Source organism: Streptomyces albidochromogenes, assembly GCF_005981925.1.
Lineage (GTDB): Bacteria > Actinomycetota > Actinomycetes > Streptomycetales > Streptomycetaceae > Streptomyces > Streptomyces albidochromogenes.
In genome coordinates, this window is sequence record NZ_VBVX01000229.1 from 1 (window position 1) to 11,221 (window position 11,221).

The window sequence follows — 11,221 nt, forward strand, 5'->3', positions numbered from 1 at the left end:
GTTCGGGGGCTGGGGAGCGGCCCCGGCTTCGGACTTCTGCCAGGGGTCGTTCGACGGCTGGTGGTGAGGCGGCGTCAGAGGAGCGGTCACCCTGCCATCGTGCCAGGCCCCGGGGGCCGGTGCCGCACCGGACCGCGCTCGGGCCCGCCGGCCGGACGGCGCGGACCGGCTAGCGGACCGCGGCCCTGCGGTACGCCCAGGTGGCGACCGCCAGCGAGACGACGCCCACGGCGGCGCACACCCCCAGGTCCAGGACCACCGACGGCCAGTGCGGACGCGTGTCGAAGGTCCGGGCGAAGGCCTCGACGCCGTACGTCGACGGCAGCAGGTCCCGGGCGTACGAGATGGGCACGGGCAGCCGTTCGGCGGGCAGCACCCCGAGCAGCAGAGCCGCCGACATGCCGAGCTGGCCCAGCAGGGTGGCCAGCTCCTGGCGCGGCGCGAGCAGGCCGAGCGCCGCGCCGAGCCCGGCGAGCGCCGCCCCGGCCAGCGGCACGACGGCCGCCAGCACCCACAGGTGGGTGAGCGGCAGCTGGAACAGGACGCACCCGACGACGGCCGTGACGAGGGTGCCCGGCACGGTGAAGGAGGCGTACGCCGCCGCCGCGCCGAGTACCACCGCGGCGGGCGGCACCGGCAGCGTGGCGTAGTGGTCGAGGCCGCCGCTGGCACGCAGCTGTCCGAAGTACTGGGCGAGCAGGTTGAGCGCGACGAACGCGACGACCAGCACGCTCGACCCGGCGACCACGGCCCGCGCCTCGTCGCCCCCGTCGACGACCCCGCGCATCAGGACCATGATCCCGACGGACTGGAACGTGGCGACGAAGAGCAGCGGGATGCGGGCCACCCGCGCCCGGGACAGCTGCGCCCGGTAGACGGCGGTGAGCGACGGCAGCAGCCGCGCGCGGGGGGCGAGCGGCGCGGGCACGTCACCGGCCGCACCGGCGTCGTCGTCCCGGCCCCTCGCCACCCGGATCCGCGTGGAGCCGGTCTCCGCCTCCGCAGGCACGACACTCACGCCTTGACCAGCCCCTTCGTACCGTTCGTGCTTCCGCCGAGTGCCAGGTAGACGTCTTCCAGGCTCGGCGTCGCGAGGGTGAAGTCGTCGAGCGCCGCGAACGCCTTGCCCCCGGTGACGGCGGCCACGGCCGCGCGCGCCTCGTCGGGGGACAGCCGCAGCACCCAGCGGCGCCCGGACTCCTGCGCCGATTCGCGCAGCGCGGCGACCTCGGGCACGTCCAGCGGCGCCCGCTCCCGCCAGACGAGGTCGAGCCGCACCTCGCCGGCGACGCGCGACTTGAGCCCCGCCGGGCTGTCGCACGCGATGACCCGGCCGCTCTCCAGCACCGCGACGCGGTCCAGGACCGTCTCGGCCTCGATGACATTGTGCGTGACGAGCAGCACGGTCGCGCCGTTCTCCGCCCGCCGGCGGTCGACGGCCGCCCACACCGCGCGGCGCGCGACGGGGTCCATGCCGGTGGTCGGTTCGTCCAGGATCAGGACGGGCCGCTCGCCCACCAGTACGGCGGCGAAGCAGGCGAGCCGGCGCTGACCGCCGGACAGCTTCTTGAGCGGCCGCCCGGCGATGTCGCCGAGGCCGAGCTCGTCGAGTACGTCGTCCCGCTCGGCCCGTGCGGCCTTCGCGGTGAGCCCGCGCAGGCGTCCGGTCGTCTCGGCGGCGAGCGACACGGTCAGCTCGTCGAGCGCGGTCGATTCCTGTCCGAGGTACGCCACCAGCCGCGAGGCCCGCTCGGGATGCCGGACGAGGTCGTGCCCGAGCAGTTCGACGCCGCCGGAGTCCGGGCGCATGAGCCCGGTGAGCTGCCGTACGAGAGTCGACTTGCCCGCGCCGTTGGGGCCGAGCAGCCCGAAGATCTCGCCCCGGTGGACATCGAGGGAGATCCCGTCGGTGGCCCGCACGGCCGGCGTCGCGGGCACGCCTCGGCGGCCGCGTGCGGCGGGATATGTCTTGACCAGGTCCCGCACGGCACACACGACTCCCGTGCCGCGTCGCGCCTGCGCTGTACCCGTACTCACGAGGGACGAGCCTACGGGGTTGTGGGCCGGTCGCCTTCCCCGGGGCGGTGTCGGCTCCGGAAACGGGGGTGCCCCCTGACACCCCGGGGTGCTGCCGCCGCTTCGGCCCCTACTCCCCCGTCGTCGCGTGTTCCGCCGCCGCCCGTACGTCGATCTCGCGCCAGAAGCCCGCCCTGATCGCGTACCGGTCGTGCTCGTCGATCTGGTCGTCCTTGTGCGCGAGCAGGCCGAATCTCGCCGCGTAGCGCAGCAGTTCACCGTCGATGCGGTGCGGAATCCTCGGGTACATCGTCGACAGCTTCTGCGTGTGGCCGGGGTCGGGGAGCCGTTCCATCCACCGCCGGGCGAAGACCTGGCCGACCTCGAAGGGGTCGCCGCCGACCGTGGTGATGTCCTCCTCGCGGTCCGCCCAGCGCTGCTCGGCGCTGGTGAGTTGCGCCAGGGTCGGGAGCGAGGCGGTCTCGGGCGGCTCGCCGAGGTGGCCGCCGCCCGGGCGTTCGGCCCAGCCCTTGTCGGACGACCAGCGCAGCGTCACCCCGGCGGCGATCGCCGGCGCAGACTGCGCGGTCCCGTTCGGATGCGGATGCTGCGCCGCCTGCGCGCCGGGGCCGCGCAGACCGGCGAGGTCCTTGGGGGTCGGCACGCCGCGCGTGCCGTGCGCCGGGTGCGGCTCCTCGCAGCCGTCGGCGGCGGCGGGGGCGGGAGCCGGTGCGGGGGCCTCAGTGGCCGCCGTCCCGGGGGTGCCGTTCGGCGCGGTGGTGCCCGGGGCGTCCGCGCCGCCGCGCGCCTGTTCCCGGGCCGCGCGCTCCGCGCGTTCCGCCGAGGCGGCCAGCGCCGACTCCGGCAGGGGCGCCGACAGGATCGCGGCGATTTCCGGCCGCGGGACGGGCGGCGGCGCGCAGACCCCGGTGAGGTCCTTGGGCCGTACGGCCCGGGTGATCCAGGCGCGGTCGAGGACGCGCCGCTCGTCGGCCTCGGCGACCAGGTCCTCGGACTGGTTGTAGTCCCCGTCGGCGGCCTGGACCGCCCACAGGTGCACCGCCACTCCGTGTTCCTTGGCGGACATGAGCCCCGGTAGCAGATCCCCGTCCCCGGTCACCAGCACGATGTCCGAGCAGGCGCGATTTCTGGCCAGCTCCGTCAGCTCGGCGTGCATCGCCGCGTCGACGCCTTTCTGCGCCCACCGCCCGTCGCTGCGGGTCAGGGCGCCCAGCCGGACCGTCACCCGCGGCATGACGCGCAGCCGCCGGTGCTCGGGCTGGGGGACGCGGTCGGGTGCGCCGTCGAACCAGTAGATGCGCAACAGCGGTTGCTGTGTGTCCGCCTCGGCCCGTTCGCGCAGGCCCTGGATGAGAGCCGCGTGATCCACCGTGATGCGGGAGCGGGCCGGTTCTCCGGCGAGCAGGCTCGCGGCGGCGCCCAGCAAGTAGCCGGCGTCCACCAGGACGACGCAGCGGTCCACGCGTTCCACCCTCTTTCGGGAACCTCGGGATCGAAAGGTGCTTCGGGGATTCGGGAGTGCTTCGGGCTTCCTTGGAGTCTGCCCGACTGCGTGAGGGTTAACGGCCGGAACTCGATCATCGGCGTGGCGGACGCCGAAGTTGCCACGCCACGACCCCAATTACGCACGGTAATGATCCAAAATGCGAGCTATGTCCTCCTGTGTGAATCTGGTCCCGGCCCTGGCCCCCAGAACCCCCACAGGAGGCAGCACCATGGCCAAGAACAAGAATCGCAAGCAGGGCGCCACTCAGGACCGCGCGTCCTCGGCGGCCCGTGGAACCGAGCAGGCCAAGGACAGCGCCTTCGAGTCCCACGCCCAGCCGCAGACGCACGCCCAGGGCAGCCCCACTGACGTGGCCCGCAAGCACCAGCGGCGCTTCGGCCACAACTGATCACACGGTGTGATGAGTAGCTGAGCACGTAATGATGGCGAGAGGGGGCGTACCCGTGACGACGGGTACGCCCCCTCTCGCATGCGCGCCTGCGCTCAGCCCGCCAGACAGGACGGGCCGAGCAGCACCTTCAGGTCGCCGAAGAGCGCGGGGTCCGGCTGCACGCGGTGCCGGTCGAGCCGCAGGACGGTGGTCTTGCGCGCCCCCTGGAGTTTGATCCGCACCTCCGTGTTGCCCCGGTGGTGCTTGAGGATCTCGCCGAGCTTGGTCACCATCGGCGGCGTCACCTTGACCGTGGGGATCGTCAGGACCACGGGCGCGTTGGTGCCCGCGGACGAGACGTCAGGGACCATCAGCTCCATCGCGACCAGACGCGGCACGTCCTCGCGCTTGTCGAGCCGCCCCTTGACGAAGACCACCGTGTCCTCGACGAGCTGGGTCGACACGAGCTGGTACGTCGCCGGGAAGAACATGCACTCGATGGAGCCGGCCAGGTCCTCGACGGTCGCGATCGCCCAGGCGTTGCCCTGCTTGGTCATCTTGCGCTGGAGGCCCGAGATGATGCCGCCGACGGTGACGATCGCGCCGTCGGAGTGCTCGCCGCCGGTGAGCTGCGAGATCGAGGCGTCGGCCTTGTCCGACAGGACGTGCTCAAGACCGAAGAGCGGGTGGTCGGAGACGTACAGGCCGAGCATCTCGCGCTCCTGCGCGAGCAGGTACGACTTCTCCCACTCGATGTCGGAGAACTCGACGTCGAGCCCGAAGCCCGGCTCGTCGCTCTCCTCCTCCCCCATGCCGCCGAAGAGGTCGAACTGCCCCTCGGCCTCCTTGCGCTTGACCTGCACCACGTTGTCGATCATCGGCTCGTGGTGCGCGACGAGGCCCTTGCGGGTGTGGCCCATCTCGTCGAACGCGCCGGCCTTGATGAGGGATTCGACGGTCCGCTTGTTGCACACGACCGCCTCGACCTTGTCGAGGAAGTCGGGGAACGAGCTGTACTTCCCCTTCGCCTTGCGGCACCGGATGATCGAGTCCACGACGTTCTGGCCGACGTTGCGGATGGCGGTCAGGCCGAAGAGGATCACGTCGTCGCCCTGCGCGGCGAAGTTCGACTCGGACTCGTTCACGTTCGGCGGGAGCACCTTGATGCCCATGCGCCGGCACTCGTTCAGGTAGACGGCCGACTTGTCCTTGTCGTCCTTGACCGAGGTCAGCAGCGCCGCCATGTACTCGGCGGGGTAGTTCGCCTTGAGGTACGCCGTCCAGTAGGTGACCAGGCCGTACGCCGAGGAGTGCGCCTTGTTGAACGCGTATCCGGCGAAGGGGACCAGCACGTCCCACAGCGCCTGGATCGCCGCGTCGGAGTACCCCTTCTTCTTCGCGCCCGCCTGGAAGAGGACGAAGTTCTTCTGGAGCTCGTCGGGCTTCTTCTTGCCCATGACGCGGCGCAGGATGTCGGCCTCGCCGAGCGAGTAGCCCGCGATGATCTGCGCGGCCTTCTGCACCTGCTCCTGGTACACGATCAGGCCGTACGTCAGGCCGAGGACCTCCTTGAGGGGCTCCTCCAGCTCCGGGTGGATCGGCGTGATCTCCTGCTGGCCGTTCTTGCGCAGCGCGTAGTTCGTGTGCGAGTTCATGCCCATCGGGCCCGGCCGGTACAGGGCCGAGACGGCGGAAATGTCCTCGAAGTTGTCGGGCTTCATCAGCCGCAGCAGGGACCGCATCGGGCCGCCGTCGAACTGGAAGACGCCGAGCGTGTCACCGCGGCAGAGCAGTTCGTACGTCGCCGGGTCGTCGAGCGGGAGGCTGAGCAGCTCCAGGTCGATGCCCTTGTTGGACTTCACCATCTTGACGGCGTCGTCCATGATCGTGAGGTTGCGCAGGCCTAGGAAGTCCATCTTCAGTAGGCCGAGCGACTCGCAGCTCGGGTAGTCCCACTGCGTGATCGTCACGCCGTCGGTGTGCCGCACCCAAACGGGCACGTGGTCGGTGATCGTCTCGCTGGACATGATCACGCCGGCCGCGTGCACACCCATCTGCCGGACCAGGCCCTCGACGCCCTTCGCGGTGTCGATGACCTTCTTCACGTCCGGCTCGTTCTCGTACATCCCCCGGATCTCGCCCGCCTCGCTGTAGCGCGGGTGCTTGGGGTCGGTGATGCCGTTGAGGTCGATGCCCTTGCCGAGCACGTCGGCGGGCATGGCCTTGGTGAGCCGGTCGCCCATCGCGTACGGGTAGCCGAGGACGCGCGCGGAGTCCTTGATCGCGTTCTTGGCCTTGATCTTTCCGTATGTGCCGATCATGGCGACCTTGTCGGCGCCGTACTTCTCGGTGACATACCTGATCACCTCACCGCGCCTGCGCTCGTCGAAGTCGATGTCGACATCGGGCATCGAGATGCGCTCGGGGTTGAGGAACCGCTCGAAGATCAGTCCGTGCTCGATCGGGTCGAGGTCGGTGATGCCCATGGCGTACGCGACGATCGAGCCGGCCGCCGAGCCGCGGCCGGGGCCGACCGCGATGCCGTTGTTCTTGGCCCACATGATGAAGTCGGCGACCACCAGGAAGTATCCCGGAAAGCCCATGTCGATGATGATCTTCATCTCGTACTCGACCTGCTTGAGCCGGTCGTCCGGGATGCCGTTCGGGAAGCGGCGGGCCATGCCGCGCATGGTCTCCTCGCGGAACCACGTCACCTCGGTGTACCCCTCGGGCACATCGAACTTGGGCATCAGGTTCCGCTCCTTGAACCAGCCCTCCGTGTCGATCTGCTGCGCGACCAGGAGCGTGTTGGCGCAGCCCTCCTGCCAGGCGTCCGAGGAGTCGACGGCGTACATCTCGTCGGTCGACTTCAGGTAGTAGCCGGTGCCGTCGAAGCGGAAGCGGTCCGGGTCGGAGAGGTTCTTGCCGGTCTGGATGCACAGGAGGGCGTCGTGCGCGCTCGCCTCGTGGGAGTAGGTGTAGTGCGAGTCGTTGGTGACCAGCGGCGGGATGCCCAGCTTCTTGCCGATCTCGAGGAGCCCGTCGCGGACCCTGCGCTCGATCTCGATGCCGTGGTCCATCAGCTCCAGGAAGTACCGGCCCTCGCCGAAGATGTCCTTGTAGTCCGACGCGGCCTGGACCGCCTCGTCGAACTGGCCGAGCCGCAGCCGCGTCTGGACCTCGCCCGACGGGCACCCGGTGGAGGCGATCAGCCCCTCCGACCACTGGGAGATGGTCTCCTTGTCCATGCGCGGCCACTTCGTGAGCCAGCCCTCGGCGTACGCGTCCGAGGACAGCCGGAAGAGGTTGTGCAGGCCGGTCTTGTTCGCCGCCCAGATCGTCTTGTGCGTGTAGCCGCCGGAACCGGACACGTCGTCGCGCTTCTGGTGGGGCTGGCCCCACTGGATGCGCCGCTTGTTGCGCCGCGACTCGGGGGCGACGTACGCCTCGATGCCGATGATCGGCGTCACGCCCGCCTTCTGCGCGGAGTGGAAGAAGTCGTACGCCCCGTGCAGGTTGCCGTGGTCGGTCATCGCGATGTGCGACATGCCCATCTCGTTGCAGGCCTCGAACATGTCCTTGAGCCGCGCGGCACCGTCCAGCAGCGAGTACTGGGTGTGTACGTGAAGGTGCGTGAAGGGCGGCTTGGTCACGGCGAAGGCCTCCGGCAGAGCGGTCGACGGGTTGGGTGGACAGCTCGGAAGTCTACGTCGGCCGACTGACAGCGAAGGGGCACTCACGAGTACGGTCAGGCGTTGGACACAGGGAAAGGCCCTGTCCACTTTGTCGAAAACGTCATGCACCAGGAGGCAACCGGCGATGTCGGTCCAGCAGACAGACGCCGCTCAGCGCGGCGAGCAGATCCTCGCCGTGTTCGAGACCGCGTTCGGCAGGCTCCTGGCCGCCGACCCCGCCGCCTTCCGGGTGAAGTTCCGCAAGATGGCCGCCTCCTCCTTCGCCTTCTACCGGGGCGCCGCCTCCCTCTTCTACGCCGACCTGGAGCGCGAGCAGCACGGCGGCCCGTACCTCGACGAGCGGACCGGGCGGGTGTGGATCCACGGCGACCTGCACGCGGAGAACTTCGGCACGTACATGGACTCCCAGGGCCGGCTGATCTTCAACGTCAACGACTTCGACGAGGCGTACGTCGGCCCCTTCACCTGGGACCTCAAGCGCTTCGTCGCGTCCGTGGCCCTGATCGGCTACACCAAGGCGCTCAGCGACGAGCAGATCACCGAGCTGGTGCTGACGTACGCCGCCGCCTACCGCGAGCGCATCCGCTCGCTGGCCACCGGCGCCAAGAACGACGAGGTGCCCCCCTTCACCCTGGACACGGCCGAGGGCCCGCTGCTGGGCGCCCTGCGCTCCGCCCGCTCGCTGACCCGCTTCGGGCTGCTCGACTCGATGACCGAGATCCGTGACTTCGAGCGCCGCTTCGCCCCCGGCGGCGGCTCCATCGACCTCGACGCCGCCACCCGCTACAAGGTGCTCGCGGCCTTCGACGGCTACCTGGAGACGCTGCCCGAGGCGAGCCTGACCCGGCCCGACTCGTACCGGGTGAAGGACGTCGTCGGGCGGCGCGGCATCGGGATCGGGTCCGCCGGCCTGCCGTCGTACAACATCCTGCTCGAAGGCAACAGCGACGCCCTGGAGAACGATGTCGTCATCTACATGAAGCAGGCGCAGACCCCGGCCGTCTCCCGGCACATCACCGACGGCGCCGTCCGCGACTACTTCCAGCACGAGGGCCACCGTACGGTCATCTCGCAGCGCGCTCTGCAGGCGCACGCCGACCCGTGGCTCGGCTGGACGGAGCTGGACGGGTCGGGGCAGCTGGTCGCGGAGGTCTCGCCGTACGCCGTGGACCTCGACTGGTCGGACATCGACGACCTGGACGAGATCGCGGCGGTCGTCGCCGACCTCGGCCGGGCGACGGCGACGATGCACTCGGCGGCCGACGACGAGAGCGGCCACTCGCTGGTGCCGTTCTCCACCGAGCGGGCCATCGACGCGGCGATCGCGGGCGACGAGGAGAGCTTCGGGGACCTGCTGGTGGACTTCGCGCACTCCTACGGGGCGCGGGCGCGGGCCGACCACCAGATCTTCGTGGACCTGTTCAGGAACGGCCGGATCCCGGGCCTCTGAGCGGCCTCGCGTGCGGCCGGGCGGCGGCGGCTTTAGGGCTCCCTTACAGCGAGCCGTGGCACACTCACGTTCCATGGACGTTTCGGGGACGCAGCTGAGGGTGGTGCGCGCGGCGCTTTTCACCGCGCTCGTCGTCACGCTCTCCGCCGCCTCCCACGTGCTGCTCTCCCGGGTCCCGCTGCCGCTGACCGTGGTGGCCGGGATCGCGGCGGCCGTGTTCGCCGTCGCGTACGCGCTGGCGGGGCGCGAGCGGGGCTTCGGCGCCATCGCCGGACTGCTCGTGCCGCTGGAGCTGGCGGCCGACACGGTCTTCACCACCGGGCAGCACCTCTGTTACGGCGCCGCGGGCGGGCCGGTGGCCGGCTCCCTGCGCTCGGTCGGGTTCGACGTGCTGTGCGGCGGGGACGGCAGCGGGCTCGGCGCTCCGCTCGTCGCGGCCACCGGGCCCGAGGAGAGCGTCGCCGCCCTCCTCGGCTCCCCCGATCCGGCGCTGCCCTGGATCCTCCTCGCCGCCCATGTCGCGGTGGGGCTGCTCGCCGCCGCCTGGCTGCGGCGGGGCGAGGCCGCGCTCGCCCGCCTGGTGCGCAGCGTCGCCGCGTTCACCTTCCGGCCGCTGCTGATCGCCGTCGCCGCGGCCGGCGCGGCCCGCCTGCCGGTACGCCGCGCCGTGCCGCCCGCGCGCCGGGTCCGCGCCGCCGGCGCGGACCGCCTGTTCGTGCACTCCGTAGGACGCAGGGGACCACCACGCCCGGCTCGCGCCTTCGCCTGAGCCCGGCCCAGTCCCCCTCATCCCTTTCTTTCCCGTACGGAGAACACGACCATGAGCGCACGCAACAACCAGGCCAACAAGGCGGCTGCCCGCGAGCGGCTGCGCGTCGAGCGCGAACGCCAGGCCAAGAAGGACAGGACGCGCCGCCAGTTGATCGTCGCCCTGTCGATCGTCGGCGTCCTCGCGGTGGCCGGCGGCGTCGGCTACGGCGTCATGCAGGCGAACCAGCCCTCGGCCTGGGAAGCCGCCAAGAACGAGAAGCAGGTCGTCACGCCCGCCCACAGCGAGGGCGAGAACGGCACCACCGTCGTCGTCGGCAAGAAGGACGCGAAGAAGACGCTGGAGCTGTACGAGGACTCGCGCTGCCCCGTCTGCGCCACCTTCGAGCAGGCGAACGGCGGGACGATCAAGAAGGACGTCGACGCCGGCAAGTACAGGGTCAAGTACATCGGCGCGACCTTCATCGACACGACCATCCCCGGCGAGGGATCCCGCAACGCGCTGAGCGCGCTGGGCGCCGCGCTCGACGTCAGCCCCGAGGCGTTCCTGGAGTACAAGGGCGCGCTGTACGCGCAGAAGAACCACCCGGCCGAGCAGGACGACAAGTTCGCCGAGGACGACTACCTGATCAAGGTGGCGGACGAGGTGGCGGCCCTCAAGGGCAACAAGAAGTTCCAGAAGAACGTGCAGGACGGCACGTTCGACGCCTGGGCGCTGAAGATGTCGGCCGTCTTCGACAAGAGCGGCGTGAAGGGTACGCCGGCGCTCAGGATGGACGGCAAGGTCGTCGCCGGATCGGACGGCAAGAACCCGCCGATGACGCCCGCCGAGTTCAAGACGGCGATCGACAAGGCCCTCAAGGGCTAGGCCCCGCACGGCACTTCACCCAAGGGTGGGCGAACGTTCTTGCGTTTGCCCACCCTTGAGCCGTACTGATCAGTAATGTACGGCCGTGACCAGTCGATTCAATTCCTCTCCCAGCCGCCGCACGGTCGTCAAGGCCGCTGCCGCCACCGCTGTTTCCGTCCCCGTCGTCGTCGGTACGGGGACGAGTGCCGCCGCCACCGCCGCGCAGGCTCCCGCGTTCCTCCACGGCGTCGCCTCCGGCGACCCGCTGCCCGACGGCGTCCTGCTGTGGACCCGGATAACCCCGACCCCCGACGCCGTGCCCGGCTCCGGCAAGGGACCCGATGTCCCGGTGGGCTGGGAGGTCGCCGCCGACAAGGGGTTCTCGCAGACCGTCGCCCGGGGCACCACGACCGCGCGGGCCGCCACCGACCACACCGTCAAGGTCGACGTGCGCGGCCTCGACCAGGCGACCACCTACTACTTCCGCTTCACCGCGGGCGAAGCGGTGTCTCCCGCCGCCCGCGGTGAAGCGGAAGTAGTAGGT

General features: G+C 70.6%; 9 protein-coding genes. 5 read left to right on the top strand and 4 right to left on the bottom strand.

From position 1 onward, the window contains the following. Positions 1 to 169 precede the first annotated feature (169 nt). The 3 genes from E2E34_RS24810 to E2E34_RS24820 all read right to left on the bottom strand — a co-directional run bounded on the left by E2E34_RS24810 (position 170) and on the right by E2E34_RS24820 (position 3,508). Positions 170 to 1,018, bottom strand: a complete 849-nt coding sequence (locus tag E2E34_RS24810; RefSeq protein WP_138904141.1) for an ABC transporter permease — start codon at positions 1,016 to 1,018, stop codon at positions 170 to 172. Then, positions 1,015 to 1,995, bottom strand: a complete 981-nt coding sequence (locus E2E34_RS24815; RefSeq protein ID WP_138904148.1) for an ABC transporter ATP-binding protein — start codon at positions 1,993 to 1,995, stop codon at positions 1,015 to 1,017. The genes E2E34_RS24810 and E2E34_RS24815 overlap by 4 nt, the downstream gene beginning before the upstream one ends. A 151-nt stretch (positions 1,996 to 2,146) precedes the next feature. After that, positions 2,147 to 3,508 carry an NYN domain-containing protein gene (locus tag E2E34_RS24820; protein WP_138904142.1) on the bottom strand — a complete coding sequence of 454 codons (1,362 nt, stop codon included), beginning with the start codon at positions 3,506 to 3,508 and terminating at the stop codon, positions 2,147 to 2,149. A gap of 244 nt (positions 3,509 to 3,752) precedes the next feature. Here E2E34_RS24820 and E2E34_RS24825 point away from each other — a divergent pair, with 244 nt between their 5' ends. After that, the gene (locus tag E2E34_RS24825) at positions 3,753 to 3,932 is read left to right on the top strand and encodes a hypothetical protein (protein ID WP_138904143.1); all 180 of its coding nucleotides are present in this window, start codon (positions 3,753 to 3,755) and stop codon (positions 3,930 to 3,932) included. A 95-nt stretch (positions 3,933 to 4,027) separates the two neighbouring features. On the opposite strand, the gene dnaE is transcribed toward E2E34_RS24825, so the two are convergent. Next, the gene (gene dnaE / locus E2E34_RS24830; RefSeq protein WP_138904144.1) at positions 4,028 to 7,567 is read right to left on the bottom strand and encodes a DNA polymerase III subunit alpha; all 3,540 of its coding nucleotides are present in this window, start codon (positions 7,565 to 7,567) and stop codon (positions 4,028 to 4,030) included. 166 nt (positions 7,568 to 7,733) lie between these two features. Between dnaE and E2E34_RS24835 the strand changes: the two genes are divergently transcribed. The 4 genes from E2E34_RS24835 to E2E34_RS24850 all read left to right on the top strand — a co-directional run. Then, on the top strand, positions 7,734 to 9,059 hold the full coding sequence (locus E2E34_RS24835; protein ID WP_138904145.1) for a DUF2252 domain-containing protein: 1,326 nt from the start codon (positions 7,734 to 7,736) through the stop codon (positions 9,057 to 9,059). Between the two features lie 73 nt (positions 9,060 to 9,132). Continuing rightward, positions 9,133 to 9,828 (top strand): hypothetical protein, encoded by a 696-nt coding sequence (locus E2E34_RS24840; RefSeq protein ID WP_138904146.1) that lies wholly within the window; start codon positions 9,133 to 9,135, stop codon positions 9,826 to 9,828. A gap of 51 nt (positions 9,829 to 9,879) precedes the next feature. Beyond that, complete coding sequence (locus tag E2E34_RS24845; protein WP_138904147.1) at positions 9,880 to 10,695, top strand: DsbA family protein; 816 nt, start codon at positions 9,880 to 9,882, stop codon at positions 10,693 to 10,695. A gap of 85 nt (positions 10,696 to 10,780) precedes the next feature. After that, positions 10,781 to 11,221, top strand: a 441-nt coding sequence (locus E2E34_RS24850; RefSeq protein WP_208765327.1) for a PhoD-like phosphatase N-terminal domain-containing protein, incomplete at its 3' end; no start/stop codon positions are given.

What these genes read in the sequence shown, in the direction of transcription:
- E2E34_RS24825 (WP_138904143.1), top strand. Translation starts at nt 3,753, where the DNA reads ATGGCCAAGAACAAGAATCGCAAGCAGGGCGCCACTCAGGACCGCGCG.
- E2E34_RS24835 (WP_138904145.1), top strand. Translation starts at nt 7,734, where the DNA reads ATGTCGGTCCAGCAGACAGACGCCGCTCAGCGCGGCGAGCAGATCCTC.
- E2E34_RS24840 (WP_138904146.1), top strand. Translation starts at nt 9,133, where the DNA reads ATGGACGTTTCGGGGACGCAGCTGAGGGTGGTGCGCGCGGCGCTTTTC.
- E2E34_RS24845 (WP_138904147.1), top strand. Translation starts at nt 9,880, where the DNA reads ATGAGCGCACGCAACAACCAGGCCAACAAGGCGGCTGCCCGCGAGCGG.